Here is a 24085-nt window from a genome sequence, read left to right as displayed (position 1 = left end):
CTATCTCAGACTAACGTTTTCACAACTTGATACAAACGATCACTTGCATCTGGGATGCCTTCCCCTTTGGACGCCGTTGCCATCTGTTGTCTTTTTTCATTGTTTAATAAAATATCATCAATTGCCGCAACTAAACGAGCGCCGGTCAATTCTGCATCTGGAATCATTTCAACAGCACCAACTTTTACTAAGCTTTGCGCGTTTTTCGTTTGATGATCATTCGTGACGTAAGGACTCGGAATTAAAATTGCTGGTAATCCTAATGCGGTGAACTCCGCAATTGAGGTTGCTCCTGCACGTCCCACCATTAAATCGGTATTAGCCATCACTTCAACCATTTTATCAATATACGGTTGCACACTTATGTTTGTCAATTTCTTTTCAGAAAGCTTTAGACTTTCTTGAAGTTCCTGATAATATCTTTCTCCTGAAGCGTATAAAACTTGATACTCTCTCTCTTCAAACAAAGGAAAGGCCTGTTCAAACGCTTGATTGATTTTCAAGGCGCCACGACTTCCGCCAAATAAAACCACCGTTTTCTTTGCTGGATCCAAGCCAAACTCTGATAAAATAGCTGACTTTTCCACCGTTACGACTTCTTGTCCCCGCGGGTTCCCTGTTAAAATTGTTTTTTCTTTCGGGAAAAAACTAGCGACATCTGGAAAACAAATCGCAATTTTATCCACATAACGACTTAAAAATTTATTTGTCATTCCGGGGATACTATTTTGTTCATGAATAATTGTCGGTATTTTCAATTGGTGGGCCGCATAAACTACTGCACCAGAAACATAACCGCCTGTACCAATGACCACATCTGGTTGAAATTCACGAATAATTTTTTTTGCTTTATTAATGCTTGTTAAAAATAAATAAATTGTTTTAAAATTTTGAGGACTTAGCGAACGCTTGAATCCTTGAATTTTAATCGTTTTAAATGGAATTTTCGCCTTTGGCACAATTTGACTTTCTAGACCATTTTCTGTTCCCACATACAAGAATTCTGTTGCAGGTGCTTCTTTTTTGACGTGTTCGACGAAGGATAACGCAGGATAGATATGCCCACCTGTGCCACCACCAGTTACTAGTATCTTCATTTTCTCACATTTCACTTTCTTTTAATTGTTGAACAGCTTGCATAAAGGCTTCCCCGCGTACTTCAAAATTCGGGTATTGATCCCAACTTGCGCAAGCAGGTGATAGTAAAATAGTATCATCTTTTTCCGAATAATCAAAGGCAATGGTAACCGCCGTTTGAACATTTTCAGCAAATAAAATTGTTTCAATGTTCGCTTTTTTAGCAGCTTCCGCCAATTTTTCTTTGGTTTCTCCAAATAAAACAATTGCTTTGAGTCCCAGCAGAGCAGGAACCAATTCATCAAATGAGTTACCGCGATCCAAGCCACCCGCAAGTAAAAGTAGCTTTTGGTTGTCAAACCCACTTAACGCCATCTCTGTAGCTAAAATATTGGTTGCTTTTGAATCGTTATAAAAACGTCTTTGCTGAACTTCGCCAACAAATTGCGTTCGATGGGGAACGCCTGAAAAGTTTGTCAAAGTTTGTCTAATCTGAGCATTCGATACATTTTTTAATTTAGCTACACAAATCGCTGCGAGTGCATTTTCAATATTGTGACTGCCAGGAATCCCTAGCTCATCGGCGGGCATAATATATTCTTCATTGAAATATAATTTCCCATCTAAAAGATAAGCCCCTTCTACTGCTTCTTTCGTTGAAAAAGGCAATACGTTGGCAGCTGTGGTTTTGGCTAACGTTTGAAGCTCTACTTGATTCCAATTTAAAATCAAGGTGTCCTCTACGATCATGTTTTTTTGAATGGCCCATTTTGCAGCAACATATTCTTTCCGCGAACCATGATAATCCAAGTGTGCTTCAAAAATATTTGTAATTACTGCAATTTGTGGGTGAAACGTCTCAATTCCCATTAACTGAAAACTAGAAAGTTCCATCACAAGATCATCCTTGGCCGTTGCTTCTTGAGCCACCGTACTCGCTGGAAAACCAATATTTCCCGCCAAACGTGCCTCACCAGCCGTTCTGTCAGCGTTTAGCAGTAAACCAATCATCGTGGTCGTGGTTGTTTTACCATTGGTGCCCGTAATGCCGACAATTGGACATTCGGCAATTTGACCTGCTAATTCCACCTCAGTTATGATAGGAATTTTCCGAGTTAGTGCTTCTGCCACAAGTGGATTTGTATAAGGAATACCAGGATTTTTAACGATTAGTTCAAATTCTTCATCCAACAATTCAATTGGATGCCCCCCTGTAACAACACGAATACCCAAGGTTAATAAATCTTGGGCGTCAGGGTTTTGATCAAATTGTTTTGCGTCATTAACGGTAACGAGCGCACCTAACTCATGTAAGAGTTTCGCTGCGCTGACACCACTTTTAGCTAGTCCTAAAACCAACACTTTTTTGTTTTGATAGGTTGTTATTTTTTTCATTGTCAATTTCCCCTTTGATAGATTAGAAAAGAATCCATAATGTGATTCCTGAACAGATTAAACCGACAGACCAAAAGACAAAATCAATTTTCCATTCAGACCAACCACACATTTCAAAATGGTGATGAATTGGTGACATTTTAAAAATCCGTCGACCAAATAATTTAAATGAAGCAACTTGTAAAATAACACTTGCTGTTTCACAAACGTAGACAAGTCCAATTAAAAGTAGCGTCCATTCTTGATGCAAAATAATTGAAATTGCTGCTAACAATCCACCTAATGCTAATGAACCAACATCACCCATGAAGATTTTTGCTGGTTTTCTATTATAAGGGAAAAAGCCAATCAGCCCACCAATTACACTTAGGCAGATAATCACAACATCAAATTGTTGTTGTTTCCAGGCAATAATTGCATAAGTACCAAATGAAATTGTTCCTAAACCAGCAACTAAGCCATCAATCCCATCTGTCAAATTCACGGCATTAGAAAAACCGACTAACCAAAAAATAATAAACACACCATAAAAAATACCTAACGGAACTTCTGCTACTCCAAACAAATCTAAGGTGTCTGAAAAGCCTTCACTTCGATAAACAAAGTAGAAAACCAACCCACCAAAAATTTGACCAATTAATTTTTGACGAGAATTCAAGCCCATGTTCCGTTTTTTAAAGACTTTAATGAAATCATCTAAATAACCTAACAAACCGTATAATACTAAAATAAATAGAATAATTAGTAGAGACGGCGTAAATTGGTGGAAAAACAACCCCATTGCTAATGAAGTAATCAAGCTGGCTACAAGGAAAACGACTCCCCCCATTGTAGGGGTACCTGTTTTCACGCTATGCCAAGTCGGGCCATCTTCACGAGTAACCTGCCCTTGTTTTTTCATTTGAAAATAGCCAATGAATAGTGGCATTACGCTCACTGTAATGGCAAAACTCACCACTATGGGAATAAAAATCTGTGTCCACTCCATGTTATCTCTCCTAATTATTCTACGTTATTATTCTGTGCCTTCTAAAGTCACGGTTAATTTTTTCTCCGTAATTTCAGTTTCAGCAGCGATACTTTGTTTCGTCACATAGCCTTCACCTTTAAACTCGACAGTCAAACCTAATAGATCACCAAACTTGGTAACATCGCTCTTCGACCAGCCGGTTAAATCAGGCATATAGTTCGTTCCATTTGTGATCAAAATCAATTTCTGATTAGGCATTAATGTTTGACCAGACGGTGTTGATTGTTTCTTGATTTTTTCACCATCACCGATAATCACAGGATCCACCCCGTTCACTTTGGCATTGGCCAACGCTTCCGCTGGTGTCATATTTTTATAATCAGCAACTGTGACTTTATCAGAAGCTACTTTCGTTGTTTCCGGATCTGTCTCTTTAATGTCTAACGCTAATTTCATTAATGGGTTTGCAATTGCCGCCATTGCTTCTGAAGGTGAACCTGTTTTTGCTTGTCTAAGTGTAATATACAAAACATATTCAGGATTATCCGCTGGGACCATTTCCACTACAGAAGACAAGACTTGACTTGCTCCATCAACGTACCCTTTACCATCTGAAATCTCGGCGGTCCCTGTTTTGGCAGCAACATGATAGCCTGGTACTTTATAAATATCATACGCAATCCCGTAAGTCGGGTCTTCAACGGTATCAATCATGTACGTACGAATCTGTTGAGCTGTTTGCGCTTTGATTGGGGTTCCTACGATTTGCGGTTCCGTAATCGTTTCTTTCCCTGTATTTTTGTCAACAAGTTTGCTGATGTAATGAGGTTGCAACATTGAACCGTCATTTGCAATAGCTGAGAAACCTTTCATCATTTGGAAATTAGTAACCGTAATTCCTTGACCAAAAGCTGAATTGGCGCGAGCCACAATATTATTATCTGGCAGCTTGCCTGTATTTTCTGAAAACAAACCCGAATGTGTACTTGAACCAAACCCAAATTTTTTCAAATACTCGACCCACTTGTCGCCACCCATTCGTTGTTCCAAGTTCACCATTCCGATATTACTGGACCAAGAAATAGCTTGACGATAAGTTAAAGACGTTTTGTCTTTTAAATTGCCGACATCATGGTCGTTAATTGTCCTATCACCAACAGTGATGCCACCTACGCGGTTAAATGATTCATTTGGATTAAACAATCCTTGCTCAATGGCCGCCGCCGACGTAAATAATTTAAGTGTTGAGCCAGGTTCATACGGACTTTCAACCAATAGGTTCTGCCACGTGCCATTATTGTCTAATCCTTGTTTCGTTTCAGGATTAAATGTTGGCCGTTGAGACATGGCAACAATTTCGCCTGTTTTTGCTTCCATTAACATGGCAGTCATAGAAACTGGTTCATATTTTTCATTAACTTGCGTCATTAAATCTTCTAAGGTATTTTGCAAGCGACTATCTAGCGTTGTGTAAATATCTTGACCATCCACTGCTTTTTTCTCTTCCGCCACAGTTCCTGGTAAGGCATTACCGTAAATATCTTTTTCAAAATACACACGGCCATCGGTTCCGCTTAAAATATCATTATAGGCCTGTTCTAGTCCCATCGCGCCTACTAAGCCTTCTTTATCATCATCTGGATTGGCTGCTTTTGTATAGCCAATAAAGTGAGAAGCAAACTGACCATTGGGATATAATCTGGCTGGATGTTCATTGAAATAAACACCTGAGATTTTTTTCTTTTTCAAATCTGCTTCAATTTTTTGGCGTGTTTCCAAGGTGATGTTTTGACCACCCGTACCAAACTCCACTTGATATTGTGTTGACCCATCTTCATGGATCCCATTATTCAAGTATTTCAATGCTGTTTTTTTGTCTAGTTTGGTATATTTCGCTAAAATTTCAGCAATATCATCGAAGTCTTTTTTCTCCGCATAGAGCTTTTCATTATTTTGTCCCGTATATTTTTTTGATAATACGACATATAACGAATAGGAAGTAGCATCTTCTGCGATTGGATTACCATATCGATCTAAAATTGATCCTCGCTTAGCTTTTACCACTTGGCTTCCTTCATATAGAGAAGCTGTTTTTTCCTTTAGCGATACACCGGCTACTTTGCCTGTTGCCACAATGTATGTCGTTCTAAAGGCAAATAAAAAGAACAATCCAATACTCGTAGCGAATAAAATGATGCCTACTTTTTTACGATTGTTCATCGGATTTAAGTTTTTCTTTTTCATGAATTGTTTAAATTTATGTCTTTTACTCATTATTTAACAGTCCTAACATTGTCGCCGTTATTTTCTAGTCCTTGTTTTTTAGCGACATCTTTGATTCGATCTGATTTAGAAAGTTCGCTTCTTTCTTGTTCCAATTTCAAAGCGTTATCTTCCTTTTCTTTAATGACTGCTTGTGTTTCTGTAATATCGTTCATGGTTTGGACAATTGTCGTTCTTACTTGAATTGTCGCAATTGCAATACCAATCGTTGCACAAACTAATACAACACCGATTAATTTTTCTAGTAAAGAGACATTTTTTAGTTTCTTTTTGGGTAATAGAGTGGGGACAGGTAGTGTTTCCTCTTGCATTTTTCTGTCTTGCTCTGTTGCCACAGTTGGCTGATCCATTTCTGGTGCTTCATAATGGAAATCATTTACTTTCTTCAATTCAGCCATGTGTCTACCCCTCTCTCTATCTAGATTTTATTTTTTCGGCAATGCGTAACTTCGCACTTCGTGAACGATTATTCTCAGATAACTCACTGTCACTTGGTAAAATTGGTTTTCTGGTAATTACTTTTAATTCTGGTTGAAATTCTTCTGGTACCACTGGAATGCCTGGTGGCAAATCTTGTACCGTACTGTATTCTTTAAACATTGTTTTAACAATACGATCTTCTAACGAATGGAACGTAATCACACTGATTCTGCCATTTTTCGCTAGCAAATCAATTGCTTGTTCTAGCGACTCTTCAACTGCCCCTAATTCATCATTAACGGCAATGCGAATTGCTTGGAAAATTCGTTTTGCAGGATGTCCACCTTTGCGTCTTGCTGGAGCTGGAATCGCCGTCTTAATAATCTCAACGAGTTCACCTGTTGTTTCAATTGGTTGCTTTTCACGAACACGTTCAATTTCTCGAGCAATCTGTTTCGAAAATTTCTCTTCCCCATAACGAAAGAAAATTTTTACTAACTCACTATAGCTATACGTATTCACCACTTCGCGAGCCGTCAAGGGTGCGTCTTGATCCATGCGCATATCTAAGGGCGCGTCTTGATGATAGCTAAAACCACGTTCTGCTTCATCTAATTGTGGTGAAGAAACACCTAAATCGTATAGAATCCCATCAACATGGAACACCCCGTGTTCTGCCAATTCTTCTTTAATATTTCTAAAATTTGATTTGATGAAGGTCACTTGACCTTTGTCTACATATTTCTGCAAACGAGTCTTAGCATGTGCCAACGCTTTTTGGTCTTGATCAAAGGCATATAAATGACCGTGCTCATTCAATTGTGTCAGTAAGCATTCACTATGTCCGGCACCACCGAGTGTGCAATCTACGTATACGCCATCCGGCTTCACTTGTAATCCATCCACTGTTTCTTTTAAAAGAACGGTGTAATGGCGAAATTCTTCAGTCATCATTTGCCTCATTCCTAAAATCCAAAATCAATCATTGTTTCTGCTAATTCATCAAAGTTTTCTTCAGCTTCATCAGAGAATGCATGCCAACGTTCGTCACTCCAAATTTCAATTCGGTTAGAGACGCCGATAACAACACAGCCTTTTTCTAAACTGGCATGTGTTCGTAAATTCGCCGGAATATTGATACGACCTTGCTTATCAATCTCACATTCTGTTGCAGCGGAATAAAAGAATCGTACAAAGGTACGTGCATCTTTCTTAGCTAAGGGCATTTCTTGAAGTTTTGCTTCAAGTTGTGACCATTCATTTAAAGGATAACCAAATAAACAGCCATCCATCCCTCTCGTTACCACAAATTTTTCACCAAGTTCCTCACGAAACTTTGATGGAACGATTAGGCGGCCTTTGGCATCGATATTATGTTGGTATTCACCCATAAGCATAGCCAATACACCCGCTTTTCCACTTGATAGAACAAGTCTACCACATCCCACCACTTTCTACCACTATAAATCTAAAAACTTCTATTTTTTAACTGTTATTTAAAATTTCTGTAATATTTACAGGGTTTTATGTAACAAGCATCACCCAACAAAAAATGTTATTATAACAAGGTTTTTACTATGTTTTTTATAAAATAACCCCACAAATAACAAAAAAACCCCACGGAGTGGGGAGTTGTGGGGGACATTTTCCCACAGCGTATTTCCCCTATTGTCTCCACGCTTTATTACAGTAGATAATGACTGATATTTAGCAAGATAAGCAACACATACAACACAAACGTTAGTAAAAACGTCAACCGCCAAAACATCTTGAAATATCGTCTATATAAAATCTCTCCATAATAATAAGCTTGAAACAGGGCAACAGCGACTCCTAATAACAAAATAGAAATCACAAAATACGGCATAATCGATTCATCATAACTATCTTTGGATAACTCATGGATCCCTATGAATAAAAACGGAATGGCCAAATCCGGTGCTTTTATTTTCCAACGTTCCGTTAGGGAAAAAGTGGACACGAGAAAATTGCATGCAAAGAGCACAATTACCGGAAAAATATACCAAAATAACATTATTGCCGAAAACGACACCATTCTCTCAACAAATCCTTTCATTCCACCTGCTATAACTATACTTCATCAACGTTACACAGATGTTTCATTTCGTTTAAATATATGTGCTAAAAGCCCTTTTTGCTTGCTTTTTCATATAAAAAACGGATTACTTATCAAACCATTTTCAAAACGAGGCCTCACCTATCGCGGCCACTTATTTTTGAATGTTTTTTATAAGCTTTTCTTCTCGTATTGTGTCATACTTCTATTATAATGGATTTAGAACAAAAAATGTTGATTCGGGGTGAATCTTTTGATTAATTATTTATTATTGAAAAATGACTATTTTGAACCTTGTTCACCAGACGATGAAGCCCTAAGTTGGATTTCGGTAGAATCTCCTACAGAAGAAGAAATCGAGCGTCTCGTCAATCAATACCACTTACCAACAGATTATCTTACCGGCGTTTTAGATGATGAAGAAAATGCTCGAGTGGAAGGTTTCCGCCACGAAAAATTACAAACGCCTACGTTACTTTTATTTCGTTATCCCAAAGCTAGTATCAGTCCTAGTGGCTATCTGCAAGTAGAAACGGTGCCGATTGCTTTAATCGCAACCGTCGATAACAAACTAATTACTGTTAGCAATGGGCCTAACGACATCGTTCATGGGATCCAAAAAGAGGCGTTCACCCATCAAGATCTTTCTATTGAGAAGGCCTTAATTTTAGCCCTTTCATGGAAGATGGCCCTTTCCTTCAATAAAAACTTACAAGCACTTATCCAACAAACCAACAAACTTGAAGGAGAGCTCCAAGTAGCCACAGAAAATAGTCAATTGTATCAGATTATGGACATTCAAAAAAGTCTAGTTTATTTCGAAGCAGCTTTAACGGATAATTTAAAAGTATTAAAACGTTTATATAGCGCTGAAATTTTTAATCATCCAGAAAAACATTTGCCATTTTTAAGGGATATTCTGATTGAACTAGAACAAGGACTGAATACGACTAAAATACAACTAAAATTAGTTGATAACATTAGTAATACTTTTTCAGCAATCGTTTCAAATAACTTAAATAATGTCATGAAAATTTTAACATCCTTAACAATTGTCCTGACCATTCCAACCATCATCGGAGGAATTTACGGCATGAATGTGAAACTCCCTTTTGCAGAGCATGAATATTCCTTTTGGATTATTTTTGCCATCACTACCTTAATCTGCATAATTAGTATTCGAATTTTAAAGAAAAAGAATCTCTTATAACTTTAGGTTGCTGTTTTCAGGAAAAGGTTGTACACTATTAGCAGAAATTAAAAAGGACGTGTCATTTATGAACGACAAAGAACAAAGTCGCTTTTCAAAAATCACGAAAGTCGTGGTTTGGCTAATGCTGATCGCAATTGTAGGTTCAACTGTTTTAACAGCGATTCTTAGTCTTTAAACTGGAGAACTTTTTCACACATTAAAAGTAAAAAAACAGCCCCTTCTATCAATTGAAGGGGCTGTTTTTTTTACTTACTCAAATAGAGCGGCTATTTTTTCGCCATCGCCAACAGCTCTTGTGCATGTTCAATGGTTAATTTCGTAATTTCACTTCCTGCGAGCATACGCGCAATTTCGTTTACTCGCTCTTTTTCAGATAAAATTCGGACGCTTGTTTCTGTCCGACCCGCCACGATTTCTTTTTCAATAAAATAATGTTCATCGGCAACGGCCGCCACTTGTGGCAAGTGCGTGATACACAACACCTGCGAATTTTCTGAAATTTGATAAATTTTATCGGCAATCGCCTGTGCTACTCGGCCACTGACTCCTGTATCTACTTCATCAAAAACAATACTAGTGATCCCTTGCGTTTGAGAAAAGATTGTTTTCATAGCCAGCATCACTCGCGAAAGTTCTCCGCCAGAAGCCACCCGAACTAACGGTTTTAATGGTTCCCCTGGGTTAGTAGTAATATAAAATTCTACTCCGTCTAAGCCATTTTCTTGTAAATGCTCAAGTTCTGTAAAGCGGACTTCAAATTCAGTTCGCTCCAAATATAGTTCTTTTAATTCGGTTAAAATTTGTTGTTCGAGCTCTTTGGCTAGGCGCTTTCGTTCTTTTCGTAAAGCTAACGCTTGTTGATGAGCCGCTTGTTGTTTCTCTGCAAGCAACGCTTCTAAGTCACCTGTACCACCTTCCAAAAAATCAGCCTCTGCTAACTCTTTGGTGATTTCTTCATAGTAAGATAAAATCGTTTCGATTGAATCGCCATATTTACGTTTCATTTGACGGATTAATTCCAAACGATTTTCTACTTCATTCAAGCGACCTTCGTCTAGTTCTAAGCCATCAATTAACCTAGAAAGATCTCCACTGGCTTCTTGTAGTAAGTAGTAAGCATTTTGAACAGTATCTGACAATGATTTATATTCTGGATCAAGGGATTCAATCGAAGCGAGTTCATTCATACTTGTTCCGATTTTATCCAAACTACTATCGTCTTCACCATTTAGCGCGGCATAACTAATCGTCAGTGCATCAGCAATCTTTTGAAAATTGTTCAGTTTATTGCGTTCTTCTAACAATTGTTCTTCTTCGCCAGCGACTAACTGTGCACTAGCAATTTCATCACTTTGAAAATGAAGCATGTCCATTCTTTGGGCAAATTCTTTTTCATTTTTTTGTCGCTTTCTGACTTTGGCTTCGAGTGCGCGATACTCTTGATACGCCTGTGTATATTTTTCTTTGACTGCTAAAAGTTTTTTCCCACCAAATTCATCTAACATATCAATATGGCGTTCACTTTGCATCAATTCTTGATGTTCGTTTTGGCCATGAATATCTACTAAATATTCCCCAATTCTTTTTAAATTAGTAATGTTGACAATCCGTCCGTTGACACGGCAAACATTTTTACCAGAAGCGGAAATATCTCGTTGAATCACTAAAGAATCTTCTTCTGTTTCAATACCTAATTCTTCTAATAATTGCTTTAATTCTTGACTTTTCGGCATTGAAAAAAGTCCTTCTAAGGTGCATTTATTTGCTCCTTGACGAATATAGTCACTGGAGCCGCGTCCGCCTGTGAGTAATCCCATTGCATCAATAATGATGGATTTCCCCGCACCCGTTTCTCCCGTTAAAACGGTCATACCCATTTGAAACTCTAATTGTAACGAAGAGATAATCGCAAAATTTTTCACGGAAAGTTCTTGTAACATCTTGTTCACCTCATTCTTTATAGATAGCTTAACAGCTCTTTATGAAGTTTTTCTGCTGCTTCCTCAGTTCGCGCAATCATGAGAACACTATCATCATCGTTGATGACGGCAAAAAGTTTCTCTTGGTAATTCTTTTCGATTAAACTACCACACGCCGCCGCATTGCCAGGAATGGTTCGTAATACGACATATTTTTCCATTTGTTCTGCAGCTACAAAGGCATCTTTTAAAAGCTTTGCAAGTTTAGCACTCGTATTAGCTTGTGTTTCTAATGGAAGGCTATACCGATAACCCCCTTCTGCAGATGGAACTTTGATCAGTTTCATATCTTTAATGTCGCGAGAAATTGTTGCTTGTGTTACAGCTACGCCCTTTTCTTGTAAGTAGTTGACAAAATCTTCTTGCTTTTGAATATTTTTTTCAGTCAATAAACGTGTAATTAAACGGTGTCTATCTTGCTTTCTCATGGCGCCGCTCTCCTTTTCAGTTTACTCTTGCCCTCATCATAGCTTATTTTTATGCATTTTAAAAGATGAATTACTAGATTTATACAAAAAAGAAGCTTTCACCCGTAGGCGTCCACTTCTTTCTTCTAACTTTTCTCATCATTCCACTAATTTTTGATGCGCATGCGCGACAACTTCTTCAATGGATTCTGTCGCTTGATAGGATCCTTCCCCATCAACAGAAACTAAATGTGCCAAAAATTCAATGTTTCCTTCGCCACCAGTGATTGGTGAAAAATCTAAGTTTTTCACATCATAACCGTTATTCATGGCAAAGCGTGTGATTTCTTCCACAACCATTTGATGGGTTTCTGGATCACGCACGATTCCTTTCTTCCCAACAAACTCTTTGCCAGCTTCGAATTGTGGCTTAATTAACGCCACCACACTACCGCCTTTTTTCAAAATATCATGAAGAGGTGGCAAAATTAAGCGTAATGAAATAAAGGAAACATCAATCGTTGCAATATCCGGCACCCCTTCGGTGAAATCTTCAGGTTTACTATAGCGAAAGTTGGTACGTTCCATTACCACCACGCGTTCATCTTGCCGAATTTTCCATGCTAGTTGGTTATAGCCAACATCTAAAGCGTAACTCAAACGAGCCCCATTTTGTAAAGCGACATCGGTAAAACCACCTGTGGAGGAACCAATATCTAGCATTGTTTTGCCTTGAACGTTGATTGCAAAAACATTTAGTGCCTTCTCTAGTTTTAAGCCCCCACGAGAAACATAAGGCATTACTTGGCCCTTAGTATGTAAGGGTGTCTCCACAGAAATTTTTTCCCCTGGTTTATCTAAACGTTCATTTTTATCATTGTAAACCAAACCAGCCATCACGCTGCGTTTTGCTTTTTCTCGTGTTTCAAATAGTCCTTGATTAAACGCCAAGACATCGACGCGTTCTTTTTTCATAAGTGCCTTCTTTCTATCTCAATTGTAACTGAGTTAACAAGTTTGCTAAATGTTCTTCTGAAAAATTGGGAACATTTGCTTTGATTTTTTCTAAAACAGCGCTACCTTCTGCTAATTGATGTGTTAGCGCATCTTTCGCGCCAGCAATCCCTAAAAGAGCTGGGTACGTACTTTTATTCAACGCTTCATCTCGGCCTACTTTTTTACCTAAATCCGCTTCTGTACTTGTGGCATCTAATAAGTCATCACGAATTTGAAAAGCCAAGCCATAGTGATGCGCAAACTGTGTCAGTAAACCAATGACTTCTTCTGTTTGATTGGCTAATACGCCCCCGGCAATTAAGGCGAATTCAATTAGCGCTCCAGTTTTCTTTTCATGAACAGCCGCTAACTCTTCTAAAGTCAAGCTGACTTTTTCTCCTTCAATATCACCCATTTGGCCGGCAACCATGCCTTGATTCCCCGCTGCCTTTGCCAGTTGTTGCATCAGTAAAACTTTTTCACTTAAGCCTAATTGACTCAAAGAAAGTAACTGAAATGCACCTGTTAATAAGCCGTCCCCTGCTAAAATGGCAGTCGCTTCACCAAACACTTTATGATTGGTTGGTTTGCCACGACGTAAATCATCATCATCCATTGCTGGTAAATCATCATGAATTAATGAATACGTATGAATCATCTCTAAAGAGGCAGCCACTTGATAGTCTTGTGTTTCCATCTCTTTTTGAAAAGCGGCCACTGTTGTTAACACTAATAATGGGCGTAATCGTTTGCCACCTGCGTGTATTGAGTAGAGCATTGCTTCTTTCAAACGCTCATTTTCAGTATATTCTGCGATAAAATCCACCATGACTTTTTCAACCAACGGTAAATGCTGTTGACTAAAATTCGTCATTACGCTTCCTCGCTCTCTTCAAAAACAATTTCTTCATTGTTTTCTGTCATCATTTTCGTTAAAGTTTTTTCCGCTTTTTCCAATGTATCTTGACATTGTTTACTTAATGCCATGCCCTCTTGAAAGGCAGCTAAGGCTTCTTCCAAAGGAACATCTCCTCGTTCTAAGCGCTGAACGATTTCTTCTAAGGCATTTAATGATTCTTCAAACGTTTTTTCTTTTGCTGGCATGTTAAAACTCCTCTTTTTTCGCTGTTATTGTTTCGACGTTTGCTTGAACTGTACCGTCAGCATAATGAATCGTTAATTGATCTGCTGGCTGTAACTCGGTAACAGTTTTAACGAGACGGTCCTCTTTTGTAGTATAACTATATCCTCGACCCATAATTTTGAGTGGGCTGAGTAAGTCTAGTTGTTGAACAGCAGACGTGAATTGCTTTTGTTTGTTTAGGAACAATTGTGTCATTTGCGTTTGCAAGTTTCGTTGTAAAAATGCCAACTGTTGCTGACTTTGTCTTAATTGTCCCTTTGGTGTCTGTTGTTGCAATTGAGCGATAATTCCTTGGGCTTGACGTTGTTTTTGGTGATGAATCGTTGTCATTGCTTGGAAAAGACGTTGCGTCATTCGATCTAATTTAATCGTTTGACCTTCATAAAGTCGCTCAGGTTGCTTAAACACATAAGAGTTTTGTAGTCGTTGGAAACGTTCTGTTCGTTGTTGCAAGAGATATAAAAAGCTTTGTTCTAAACGACTACGCCGTTCACTAATTCTTAATAGTTCTTCATTTAAAACTGGTACCGCTAGTTCCGCTGCTGCCGTTGGCGTTGCTGCACGAACATCTGCTACCATATCGGCAATTGTCACATCTGTTTCGTGACCAACCGATGAAATAATCGGTGTGGTGGCAGCATGAATGGCTCGAGCCACTTTTTCTTCATTAAATGGCCATAAATCCTCGATTGAACCACCGCCACGGCCGATGATCATCGTATCAAAATCGCCTTGCGCATCGGCTCGCTGAATGTTCCGCACAATGTCATCCGCCGCCTGCTCGCCTTGAACCAAGGTTGGAAAAAGGACCAGTTGTGCAATCGGATACCGTCTTTTGACTGTCGTAATGATATCCCGAATAACAGCACCACTAGGACTTGTAACCACAGCGATTCGTTTGGGATAACGAGGCAACTGTTGTTTAGGCCCTTCAAAAAGTCCTTCTTTTCCTAGTTTTTCTCTTAATTCTGCCAATGCTTGATAAAGTGCACCTACACCATCTGGTTCCATATGTTCAATATAAATTTGATAGGAGCCGCTGTTTTCATAAAGCGAAATCCGCCCCACCACCATGACTTTCATGCCTTCTTTTGGTTGAAACTTCAATTTTTGAAAGGCTGATTTAAACATAATTGCAGAAATCTTCGCATGATCATCTTTTAAACTGAAGTACTGATGCGCGTTCGCTCGGAAGCGAAAGTTCGAAATTTCACCTGTTAAATAGACACGTCCTAAGTAAGGGTCTGCATCAAATTTACGTTTTAAATACTTCGTTAAGGCTGTTACTGTTAAATACTGTTGCGTCATTTTTTCACCTTACTTTTGTTTTTTTGCTGCCTCGACTGTTTGATACATTAACATGGTAATCGTCATTGGGCCAACACCTTTGGGAACTGGTGTGATATAGCTTGCAATTTCAGAAACTTCATCGAATGCTACATCACCAATCAGTTTTCCTTCTTGATTGCGATTCATACCCACATCAATCACTACCGCACCTGGTTTCACGAACTCTTTGGTGACAAAATGCCCGCGTCCAATTGCTACAACTAAAATATCCGCTTCTTTTGCAACTTCTGCTAAATGTTCAGTTTTAGAATGGGCAATCGTCACGGTCGCATTTTTCATTAACAATAATTGTGCCATTGGCTTGCCAACAATATTACTTCGACCAATAACCACCGCACGTTTACCTGTTAAATCAATATCATAAGCTTCAAACATCTTCATAATTCCATACGGCGTGCAAGGAATCATTTCCGGTTTGCCTACAAACAAACGGCCTAAATTCATTGGATGGAACCCATCTACATCTTTTTTGGGATCAATCGCTAATAAAATCTTTTCTTCATCAATATGTTTTGGCAAAGGTAGTTGTACAAGAATGCCATGAAAGCGTGAATCTTGATTATATTTGTCAATCTCAGCCAATAATTCTTCTTCTGAAATAGTTTCTGGCAGTTTTTCGACCTTTGACAGAATGCCAATTTTGGCTGCTGCACGTTCTTTATTTCTCACATACGTTTGGCTGGCAGGATTTTCCCCAACTAATAAAACAACTAATCCTGGTTGGATGCCTTGTTGTGTCATCTTTTCTACATCTTTTTGAATCTCTGCTTGCATTTGATCTGCTAATTCACGACCGTTAATTACTGTACTCATTCCTTCGCTCCCTCTATTGTTTCTTTACTTCTTTAATAGTATTTATTTTAGCATATAACCCAGTATCTTAACACCAGTTAGATAGTAAAAAAAGATTCAGAGCTTACGCCTCTGAATCAATTTCTTTCATTACATTTGATAACACACCATTAACAAATTTACGTGAACGGTCGTCGCTGTATTTTTTACTTAACTCAACGGCTTCATTTAATGCCACAATGTTTGGCACATCTGAAACGTATAGCATTTCAAAAATAGCTAAACGTAAAATAACAATATCTATTTTTGCTAAGCGTTGCATAGACCAGTTATTACCTAAATGGTTCGTAATCACTTCGTCTAGTTCTGCTTTGCGGCTACACACACCGCCGACAAGTAAATCTAAATACGTAGGGACTAGGTCTTCGCCATCTTCACTGACGATTTCCCGATTATCATAAGCCAATGCATAATCAATGGCATCTTGTTTGGTTAAATCAGCATTAAAATCTAAAGGAAAAAGGGCTTGGAGCGCTTTTTCACGAATCTCGTGACGGGTTAATTCTGTTTTACTCATTCTCTTCTCCATCTTCATCTTCTGGGAATAATTCATTTAAGTCTGGTTGAGGGATTTTTTCAGGTACTACCGCTACAACATGAATATTTACTTCAACTAAATCAATATCTGTCATAAATAAGACTTGTTGTTTCACACGGTCTTGCATTTCTAATGCAACTTTTGGCACAGAAACACCGTAGTTCAAGTAACAATAGATATCGACTTTTAAGCCTTCTTCTTCTGTTCGTAAATATACACCTTTGCCGTGTGCTGCACGGCCTAATAATTCATTCACATTATTGGCAAACGTGCCACGCATCCCATAAACGCCCTCTACTTTTGAAGCAGCGATTCCGATAATTACTTCAATGACTTCAGGAGCGATCACGATTTCTCCTAAAGAATCGTTTGCATTGATTACAAGATTTTTTTCTTCTGACATTTGGTTGTCCTCCTTATCTATTACGCACAAAATCGTTAAATAAACGATTTATTTGATGAATCACTAAGTCTCTTAAGGATTCTCTTTTAAGCAACGGATGATTCTTAAAAATTAAAACAACACTGGTTTCTTCAGTTAGTTGTGAAAGAACGTCCAAATTTTGCTTATCAATACTCGTTCTTAGTTTATCATTAATTAGCCTATTTCGCTACCAGAAAAGCTAAGTTCTGACTAAAAGAACAGATAATTTCTTGTCATAAATTTCTAATTCAAGGCTTTAGACGTAAAAAATAAGAAAGACCAAGTAATTTTGGCTTTCTTATTTTTACGTCTTTATTCTTCAGGATAACGTTCCATTAGTTTCGTCCGATGCTTTTGCATAATCATTTCTAAAGAGATGTCATATTTATCCGCTAAAATAAATAAATTATCCAACACATCGCCTAACTCTTCCGTTAAGTTTTCCAGATTCTCTTCATCCGCCAAAACTGTTTCATCCGGTCGATCACGGCCAATTTCAATTGTCCGAATGGCTCGACACACTTCGCCGACTTCTTCTGTTAAAAAGTTGGAACGAATAAACGGATCATATTGATACCAGTTACGTTTTTTATAAAACGCGCTAATAAACCGCTGATACTCTTGGATATCCATGTTCTCCCAACCTTTATAAAATGATTAATTCTTTTGGCGCATGTGTTAATACACGATTACCTTCAGCAGTAATTAATAAATCGTCCTCAATACGCACGCCACCAATTCCTGGCAAATAAATTCCAGGTTCGTCCGTAATCACATTCCCTGGTACAAACTGTTTATCTGCTCGGAATGAAACATTTGGTCCTTCATGAATTTCTAACCCAATGCCATGACCAGTGCTGTGACCAAACGCATCGCCATAGCCATAGGAAGCAATATGATCCCGTGCAATCGCATCTAATTGAATGCCCGTCAACCCAGGTTTAGCTTCTGCTAACACTTTTAATTGCGCTTCTAAAACAATGTCATAAATTTCTTTTAGTTTTGGCTGAATACTACCAATGGCAAATGTCCGTGTCATATCAGAAACATAGCCTTCATAATAACAACCGAAATCCAAAGTGATTAACTCACCTTTTTCGATGACTTTATGGCTAGCAACGCCATGTGGCATCGCTGAACGTAGACCGCTGGCCACAATTGTCTCAAAAGAAACACCACTGGCTCCTTTTGAACGCATGAAGAAATCTAATTGATTAGCCACTTCAATCTCTGTCATTCCAGGTTTAATCATCTCTAAGACAAAGGCAAATCCTTGATCCGCGATGGCACACGCTTTTTCAATAATCGCTACTTCTTCTTCATCTTTCACTTCTCTTAATTCTTCAATCAAACCCATTACAGGAACTAATTCACATGGTAAAATTTCTTCCAATAAGCTATAATCAGCGAAACTAACTTGCGTTTCTTCAAAAGCTAAATTATCTAATTGCAAACGTTCAGCTAAATCTGCTACTTCGTCAAAAATATGTCCTGTGTTTTTAACGATAGTAAAACCAGTTGCTTGTTCCGCAGCTTGTTCCGTATAACGAAAATCCGTTACAAAAAAAGCTTTATCTAATGTAATCATTGCCAAGCCTGTTGTCCCAGTAAAATTGGTTAAATAACGTAAATTATACGGACTTGTCACTAAAAATCCTTGTAAATTATTTTCTTTCATTAACTCCCGTAGCTTTTCGACTCTTGCCATCATTGGTTCGACCTTCTTTCTTTTTTCTCATTTTTCATTATAGCAAATTTACTTCAGAAAAGCATGAATCACCAAAAAACTTCATCGAGAAAGTTTACTGAAAATTTTACCTTTCCTTATTTTTTGCTTAACACTTTTGTAGTAAACTAATTTAGCGACTTCAAGGAGGAAATTATGAACGTTTATTTATTTCTGGCACTATTTTTCATTATTATCGGCATTTTAAGCTATAGTTTTTTTATTGAACCTAAATGCTTAGTCATACACAAAAATCAAATTAAAGTAACAGAATCAGGGAAAACCTTACGGATTGTTCAACTCTCTGATATTCATTTAAAAAAGAATTATTCTGTGAAGGCCTTAAAACAGATTGTTGAAAAAACAAATACATTACAACCAGACATAGTCGTTTTTACAGGAGACTTATTTGATGATTATGCCCGTTTCGGTATCGAAATTCAGGATGAAGTGAGTCAACTTTTCCGTAAAATTAACGCCCCATATGGCAAATTCGCTATTTATGGCAACCACGAGTATAGCGGGTTAGATACCAATTTTTACGAAACAATCTTAGAAGCTGCCGACTTTACCGTACTAAAAAACACGGGCAAATTACTGCCTGTCTCACACCACATCTCCTTGTACGTCGCTGGTTTAGAAGATTCGTTATATGGACAAACCGACTTAGCTGCGGCTTTAGTCAACCGCCCTACTGGAACGCCCACTCTGCTACTAACCCATGAGCCAGATGTCGCAGACTCAGCAGTCAACAAAAACATTGACCTCATTTTAGCAGGACATAGTCACGGTGGACAGATTCGCTTGCCTTTTTTCACTTACAAAAATCAGCTTGCTAAAAAATATACACATGGGCTTTATCATTTAGAAGATGAAACGCCGCTAATTGTTCACCCAGGAATCGGAACCACTAAAATCAGCGCACGCTTTGGTGTCTTGCCAACAATTGAACTGATTGAGTTAACTATTTAACTATGCATTAAAAAGACCGCCCCACGTTAGAGAAAAATTCTCACGTTGGACGGTCTTTGATTATGTTCGATTAATGATGAAAATCTTGCTCGTGATCTTCTTCTACTTTCGCTTTTCCTAGCGTATAAAATTTGCTGCCATTTAACCCGAGAATAAATAGCACAACCACTAGTAAAAGAATTGATAAAGATAACAATAAAGTCTGCAAGCCATCGCCATGTGCAACCATTAATTGACGTAAAATTGCGGTTAAACAAATTAAAATCAAATAACGAATCGGAATATGGTGTCCTTCTTGAATATAGCGAAGAATCATCATAATAAACTCAAATAACATAAAGAATGAAATAATTTCTTGCATGATAACTGAAAAATTATCCGGCGTCATTGGCTTCATGAGATATGTAGCGAGGTCAACTAAATAACTAGCCATAAATACTAATAAGAAAACTCCTAAAATCCCTAATACAATATCCAAAATCAAATTCACGTACTTCTTTACTACACTAAAATTCTTCTGCATAATACCCTTCTTTCTTTTGACTCAATTATTTTATAACAAGCTTGTTATTACATTAAATATATCATCAATTAACCTTGTCAGACAAGCAGTTAAACCCAATGTGAGATTTTTTTTATTTTGAGATGTTTCTTTATTTTCCGGCTAACCCTTTATGCAAGACAAAAAAAGCTGAATCCGCAGATTCAGCTTTTTAATCGTATTAGTTAGCTACTGGATAAACTGATACTTGTTTTTTGTCGCGGCCTTTACGTTCGAAACGTACCACACCATCAACTTTTGCAAATAACGTATCGTCGCCACCGATTCCAACGTTCACACCTGGATAAATTTTAGTTCCGCGTTGACGGTATAAAATTGAACCACCTGTAACTGTTTGGCCATCAGCACTTTTAGCGCCTAATCGTTTAGATTCAGAGTCACGGCCGTTTGATGTAGAACCGCCACCTTTTTTATGGGCAAATAATTGTAAATTCATAGTCAATAACATAGTCTGCACCTCCTATTTCTCAGTGATTGTTTTTATTTGAATAAATTCAGTATTTTCGTTCTCTATTGATTGTAAACCTAATAAAAGATTTTCTAATAGAATTTGGGCAATATTTTTTTGTTCCTGATTGACAGTTGTTAACATCTCGACATAAAGGTAGCCACCTTCTACATCGTCAACTTCGACAATCGGTTCAAAACCTGCTAAGGCATCAATCCCATTGACTGTGCTAATTGCTAAGGCAGAAACTGCCGCGCAAACCACATCGCTGCCATAAGGACCTGCTTCAGCATGCCCGGTTAATTCGAATGAAACGATTCGGCCGGAGCCTGTTCGTTTAAAAGAACCTTTAATCATTGATAGGCCTTCTTTCCTGTCAACAAGAGAGATTAAGCGTTGATTGCTTCGATCATAACTTTTGTATACGGTTGACGGTGACCTTGTTTACGGTGAGAGTGTTTTTTAGGTTTGTATTGGAAAGTCACGACTTTCTTTTGTTTGCCGTGTTTTTCAACAGTTCCTTCAACAGTTGCGCCTGCAACAGTTGGCGCACCAACTTTTGTAGATTCGCCACCTACTAAGATAACTTCGTCAAAAACAACTTTCTCGCCAGCCTCAACGTTTAATTTTTCAACGTAGATTGCTTGACCTACTTCAACTTTCACTTGTTTACCACCAGTTTTGATAATTGCGTACATGCTATACAGCACCTCCTTCTTCTAGACTTAGACTCGCCATCCCAAGTGATGATTACTCATGCTTAAAAACTTGTTCTGTGCGGTTGTAGCTGTGGAGACCACAATTACAACACTAACTATAATAACAGAACCAGAAAACCTCGTCAATATAAACTCTCTATTTTCTTCACTTTCTCTCTCCAAAAAAACTTCTTCTGTTATTTAAATTTCCGATTGACTTTCTAACACTACTTCCATTATAATTAGCTTTGTTGTGTTACAACTATTGTCATAGTAGCTCAGCAGGATAGAGCATCCGCCTTCTAAGCGGACGGTCGGGGGTTCGAATCCCTCCTGTGACGTAACGATAACAAAAGCGCCTCTTAGAAACCTTGGTTTCTAAGAGGCGCTTTTGTTATCCCAAGTTCATCCTAACCTAGTTTAACTTTCTACCAACTTGAAGTACCTCCACCTCCGCCAAAACTCCCACCTCCGAAACCGTCACCGGAGCCATCATCAGAAGAACCCTCGTTGCTTGTAACCCACCAATCATGACGATTCGCATACATACTGGTCTTTTTTAGTTGCCTGTCAGAACGTGAACTTGCTAGAAATTTAGCAATAGACACATTTCCATAAGCAAAACGCATATCATAGTATTCAGGATACGTAGTCTTAATAAATCTTATCGGATAGAAGGATTTTGAAGCTTTTTTGTTGGTAATCTTTTTTTCTCTAATTTTTTTCCGCAATAATTTTTTTTCAATTTTATATTGCTGGTTGTCTAAATCGTTTGCTAATTGTTTTAATGATTTTGATTTTTCTGAACTTACTTGCTGGATATCTTTTAAAAACCTACGGATCATAGAATCCAGGTGCAATCTATTTTGTAAGCCAACACCTATTGATTTTATATAACCAAATAAGAAAAAGACCGGAATCAAAAAATAGACCAGACTAACCATGGGTACTAAAGAGTCTTCGTCTTCTAAAAATGTCAGAATCTCTGTGATTAGTGTGAAAACTGTCGAAGGAAACGACTGCTCTGATAAACTAACTTGAACATAAATAATCAGAGTCACGGATACCAAAAAAGGATGTTTTAATAAAATCGAAAGAGGAAACAAAATAATTTTTAGGTAAGCAGGTATTAAGTTATCATTAATTCCACTAATCCGACACGCAGGCAATTTCGTTTCTGGAACTTTTTCCCAATACACTTCACCTATCCAAAAACGCGGTAAGTAGATCCATGGTTGATTCACCTTCCAAAAACAAGCACACATAGAAGAGCTTCTTAAATCTTTCCACTGTGCAACATAATTATAAATAAATTTCTTTGGTGTCACCTCGCCAAAGGCAAAATCCATATCATAGTATGCGGGAATTATTATCTCTTTTTTCGAATTTTCAGGATATAAAATATTTTTCTCCAAACGCGCCTTGGCAGCTTTAAATTCAACTGATTGTTCTCCTAAAACAATTGCCTTAGAGGAAATACCGCCATTATAAAACATAGCTACATCTTCCTTATAGCGATTTGCCATGTCAACTAGAGCCAAGCGGGCACTAAGTTCTTTCCCCGCATTACGTAATTCCCATAAAAAATACAACATAACAATAATAAAAACTATAATTAGCCAAGGCTTTAACGACCTTCCTATTCCTAATAAATATAACCAAATTTTCTGCAAAAAACTAATCTTAGGTAGCGAGGTCGTTTTAGACATAGTATCAGTAGTAAGTAGTTCCTTAATCCGAGTGGTGACAATATGTATTCCTGCATTAAAATCCTTTAATTTATAAAAATCTTTCACGGTACTATCTGTTATTTCATCGGTTAAACTATCTGGGATTATCTCTTCAAGCCCATAGCCTACTTCAAGTCTTGCTTGCCTGTCTTTGACAGATACTAAGTAAATCACTCCATTATTATAAAGTTTATTTCCGATTCCTAATTTATTACCTATTTGATTAGTAAAGCTTTCAATCGTTTCGTTTTCAGGAACTTGCTCAACTGTGATAACCATTAGTTGTGGTTTCGTTTCCGTCTTACTAAGTTCTTGATTAATTTTTTGTACATTATTAATGACTTCTTCGTTCAAAATTTGTGCATTATCTGAAACAAAAAGATGATTTTGATTAATTTTTACTACGACATCGTCTGTTGGAGCTGAATAAGTCCTTTCAAATCGTTTTAAGAAACTCATTCCCAAATAGATCCCTATTAAAAGAACAGCTAGATAAACTAAATTCTTCATTATAATACTTTTTACTTTTGTTTTTCGATACTCCCCCACGCTCATTTGTAATTTTATCCCTACTTTATTTTTCCCATACACTGATTTTTTCTCCCTTCCACTCCTACCGAATATTCTAGCTCTGATTTTCCACAGAGCTAAATAAATTTTTTTGTATTAAAAATTTATTTTCTTAATAGTTAGTATACCGAATATAGACGTTCAAATCTTTATCTTTTTAACTAAACTTCTGTTAACACGCAAAAAAAGAACGTAACGCTTAGTTGATAAGCGTTACGTTCTTTTCAGATAACTAGTTAAACAAACACAAGAAT

General features: G+C 37.7%; 27 protein-coding genes, 1 tRNA gene and 1 other annotated feature. Of the genes, 4 read left to right on the top strand and 24 right to left on the bottom strand.

Going from position 1 to position 24085, the window contains the following annotated elements; translation table 11 throughout:
• Positions 1-5: 5 nt before the first annotated feature.
• The 8 genes from murG to IGJ46_RS03660 form a co-directional block, all read right to left on the bottom strand.
• Positions 6-1097: an undecaprenyldiphospho-muramoylpentapeptide beta-N-acetylglucosaminyltransferase gene (gene murG, locus IGJ46_RS03695; RefSeq protein WP_002355896.1), complete on the bottom strand. Its 1092-nt coding sequence runs from the start codon at positions 1095-1097 to the stop codon at positions 6-8.
• Positions 1098-1101: 4 nt separating this feature from the next.
• Positions 1102-2472, bottom strand: a complete 1371-nt coding sequence (gene murD, locus IGJ46_RS03690; protein ID WP_104855484.1) for a UDP-N-acetylmuramoyl-L-alanine--D-glutamate ligase — start codon at positions 2470-2472, stop codon at positions 1102-1104.
• 22 nt (positions 2473-2494) lie between these two features.
• The gene (gene mraY, locus IGJ46_RS03685; RefSeq protein WP_002355894.1) at positions 2495-3460 is read right to left on the bottom strand and encodes a phospho-N-acetylmuramoyl-pentapeptide-transferase; all 966 of its coding nucleotides are present in this window, start codon (positions 3458-3460) and stop codon (positions 2495-2497) included.
• Positions 3461-3487: 27 nt separating this feature from the next.
• A complete protein-coding gene (locus IGJ46_RS03680) occupies positions 3488-5716 on the bottom strand; it encodes a penicillin-binding protein (RefSeq protein ID WP_010823477.1) in 2229 nt (742 codons plus the stop codon).
• Positions 5716-6123 carry a cell division protein FtsL gene (gene ftsL, locus IGJ46_RS03675; RefSeq protein ID WP_002358883.1) on the bottom strand — a complete coding sequence of 136 codons (408 nt, stop codon included), beginning with the start codon at positions 6121-6123 and terminating at the stop codon, positions 5716-5718. The genes IGJ46_RS03680 and ftsL overlap by 1 nt, the downstream gene beginning before the upstream one ends.
• Before the next feature lie 16 nt (positions 6124-6139).
• The gene (gene rsmH / locus IGJ46_RS03670) at positions 6140-7096 is read right to left on the bottom strand and encodes a 16S rRNA (cytosine(1402)-N(4))-methyltransferase RsmH (protein ID WP_218391569.1); all 957 of its coding nucleotides are present in this window, start codon (positions 7094-7096) and stop codon (positions 6140-6142) included.
• 14 nt (positions 7097-7110) lie between these two features.
• Positions 7111-7596, bottom strand: coding sequence for a division/cell wall cluster transcriptional repressor MraZ (mraZ, locus tag IGJ46_RS03665; protein ID WP_002383402.1), 486 nt, complete (start codon positions 7594-7596; stop codon positions 7111-7113).
• A 233-nt stretch (positions 7597-7829) separates the two neighbouring features.
• Positions 7830-8222: a DUF3397 domain-containing protein gene (locus IGJ46_RS03660; RefSeq protein ID WP_002383401.1), complete on the bottom strand. Its 393-nt coding sequence runs from the start codon at positions 8220-8222 to the stop codon at positions 7830-7832.
• A gap of 244 nt (positions 8223-8466) precedes the next feature.
• Between IGJ46_RS03660 and IGJ46_RS03655 the strand changes: the two genes are divergently transcribed.
• A complete protein-coding gene (locus IGJ46_RS03655; RefSeq protein ID WP_002386196.1) occupies positions 8467-9432 on the top strand; it encodes a magnesium transporter CorA family protein in 966 nt (321 codons plus the stop codon).
• Between the two features lie 67 nt (positions 9433-9499).
• Positions 9500-9610: a DUF4044 domain-containing protein gene (locus tag IGJ46_RS03650; RefSeq protein WP_002383399.1), complete on the top strand. Its 111-nt coding sequence runs from the start codon at positions 9500-9502 to the stop codon at positions 9608-9610.
• A 91-nt stretch (positions 9611-9701) separates the two neighbouring features.
• Here the strand turns inward: IGJ46_RS03650 and recN are convergent, their stop codons facing one another.
• The 11 genes from recN to IGJ46_RS03595 all read right to left on the bottom strand — a co-directional run bounded on the left by recN (position 9702) and on the right by IGJ46_RS03595 (position 18836).
• Positions 9702-11375 (bottom strand): DNA repair protein RecN, encoded by a 1674-nt coding sequence (gene recN / locus IGJ46_RS03645; RefSeq protein WP_002386195.1) that lies wholly within the window; start codon positions 11373-11375, stop codon positions 9702-9704.
• A 17-nt stretch (positions 11376-11392) separates the two neighbouring features.
• Positions 11393-11842, bottom strand: a complete 450-nt coding sequence (locus IGJ46_RS03640; RefSeq protein WP_002358881.1) for an arginine repressor — start codon at positions 11840-11842, stop codon at positions 11393-11395.
• Between the two features lie 138 nt (positions 11843-11980).
• Positions 11981-12796 carry a TlyA family RNA methyltransferase gene (locus tag IGJ46_RS03635; RefSeq protein WP_002383397.1) on the bottom strand — a complete coding sequence of 272 codons (816 nt, stop codon included), beginning with the start codon at positions 12794-12796 and terminating at the stop codon, positions 11981-11983.
• 13 nt (positions 12797-12809) lie between these two features.
• Positions 12810-13691 carry a polyprenyl synthetase family protein gene (locus IGJ46_RS03630; protein WP_002355879.1) on the bottom strand — a complete coding sequence of 294 codons (882 nt, stop codon included), beginning with the start codon at positions 13689-13691 and terminating at the stop codon, positions 12810-12812.
• The gene (locus IGJ46_RS03625; protein ID WP_002355878.1) at positions 13691-13921 is read right to left on the bottom strand and encodes an exodeoxyribonuclease VII small subunit; all 231 of its coding nucleotides are present in this window, start codon (positions 13919-13921) and stop codon (positions 13691-13693) included. The genes IGJ46_RS03630 and IGJ46_RS03625 overlap by 1 nt, the downstream gene beginning before the upstream one ends.
• Before the next feature lies 1 nt (position 13922).
• Positions 13923-15269 carry an exodeoxyribonuclease VII large subunit gene (gene xseA, locus IGJ46_RS03620; RefSeq protein ID WP_218391470.1) on the bottom strand — a complete coding sequence of 449 codons (1347 nt, stop codon included), beginning with the start codon at positions 15267-15269 and terminating at the stop codon, positions 13923-13925.
• 9 nt (positions 15270-15278) lie between these two features.
• Complete coding sequence (locus tag IGJ46_RS03615; RefSeq protein ID WP_002355876.1) at positions 15279-16124, bottom strand: bifunctional methylenetetrahydrofolate dehydrogenase/methenyltetrahydrofolate cyclohydrolase; 846 nt, start codon at positions 16122-16124, stop codon at positions 15279-15281.
• Positions 16125-16227: 103 nt separating this feature from the next.
• Positions 16228-16680 carry a transcription antitermination factor NusB gene (gene nusB, locus IGJ46_RS03610; RefSeq protein WP_002355875.1) on the bottom strand — a complete coding sequence of 151 codons (453 nt, stop codon included), beginning with the start codon at positions 16678-16680 and terminating at the stop codon, positions 16228-16230.
• The gene (locus IGJ46_RS03605) at positions 16673-17104 is read right to left on the bottom strand and encodes an Asp23/Gls24 family envelope stress response protein (RefSeq protein ID WP_002355874.1); all 432 of its coding nucleotides are present in this window, start codon (positions 17102-17104) and stop codon (positions 16673-16675) included. The genes nusB and IGJ46_RS03605 overlap by 8 nt, the downstream gene beginning before the upstream one ends.
• A gap of 333 nt (positions 17105-17437) precedes the next feature.
• Positions 17438-17758: a MazG nucleotide pyrophosphohydrolase domain-containing protein gene (locus IGJ46_RS03600; protein ID WP_002355872.1), complete on the bottom strand. Its 321-nt coding sequence runs from the start codon at positions 17756-17758 to the stop codon at positions 17438-17440.
• Positions 17759-17771: 13 nt separating this feature from the next.
• Positions 17772-18836 (bottom strand): M24 family metallopeptidase, encoded by a 1065-nt coding sequence (locus IGJ46_RS03595; protein ID WP_002391500.1) that lies wholly within the window; start codon positions 18834-18836, stop codon positions 17772-17774.
• A gap of 171 nt (positions 18837-19007) precedes the next feature.
• Here IGJ46_RS03595 and IGJ46_RS03590 point away from each other — a divergent pair, with 171 nt between their 5' ends.
• Positions 19008-19823 carry a metallophosphoesterase gene (locus tag IGJ46_RS03590; protein ID WP_010777490.1) on the top strand — a complete coding sequence of 272 codons (816 nt, stop codon included), beginning with the start codon at positions 19008-19010 and terminating at the stop codon, positions 19821-19823.
• A 70-nt stretch (positions 19824-19893) separates the two neighbouring features.
• On the opposite strand, the gene psiE is transcribed toward IGJ46_RS03590, so the two are convergent.
• The 4 genes from psiE to rplU form a co-directional block, all read right to left on the bottom strand.
• On the bottom strand, positions 19894-20346 hold the full coding sequence (gene psiE, locus IGJ46_RS03585) for a phosphate-starvation-inducible protein PsiE (protein ID WP_002355869.1): 453 nt from the start codon (positions 20344-20346) through the stop codon (positions 19894-19896).
• Between the two features lie 199 nt (positions 20347-20545).
• Complete coding sequence (gene rpmA / locus IGJ46_RS03580) at positions 20546-20833, bottom strand: 50S ribosomal protein L27 (protein ID WP_002355868.1); 288 nt, start codon at positions 20831-20833, stop codon at positions 20546-20548.
• 12 nt (positions 20834-20845) lie between these two features.
• Positions 20846-21190, bottom strand: coding sequence for a ribosomal-processing cysteine protease Prp (locus IGJ46_RS03575; protein WP_002355867.1), 345 nt, complete (start codon positions 21188-21190; stop codon positions 20846-20848).
• Between the two features lie 32 nt (positions 21191-21222).
• Entirely contained in the window at positions 21223-21531 is a 309-nt protein-coding gene (rplU, locus tag IGJ46_RS03570) for a 50S ribosomal protein L21 (protein WP_002355866.1), read from the bottom strand.
• A gap of 19 nt (positions 21532-21550) precedes the next feature.
• Positions 21551-21626 (bottom strand) — a sequence feature (ribosomal protein L21 leader region).
• Positions 21627-21798: 172 nt separating this feature from the next.
• Between rplU and IGJ46_RS03565 the strand changes: the two genes are divergently transcribed.
• Positions 21799-21872 (top strand) — tRNA-Arg (locus IGJ46_RS03565).
• 87 nt (positions 21873-21959) lie between these two features.
• On the opposite strand, the gene IGJ46_RS03560 is transcribed toward IGJ46_RS03565, so the two are convergent.
• Positions 21960-23852, bottom strand: a complete 1893-nt coding sequence (locus IGJ46_RS03560; RefSeq protein WP_218391468.1) for a TPM domain-containing protein — start codon at positions 23850-23852, stop codon at positions 21960-21962.
• Positions 23853-24085: the final 233 nt, after the last annotated feature.

The organism is Enterococcus sp. AZ120 (genome assembly GCF_050546165.1).
In the GTDB taxonomy this organism is placed as follows: domain Bacteria; phylum Bacillota; class Bacilli; order Lactobacillales; family Enterococcaceae; genus Enterococcus; species Enterococcus faecalis.
Note: the sequence above shows the minus strand (reverse complement) of the source record. Positions and strands in the feature narration are given on the sequence as shown.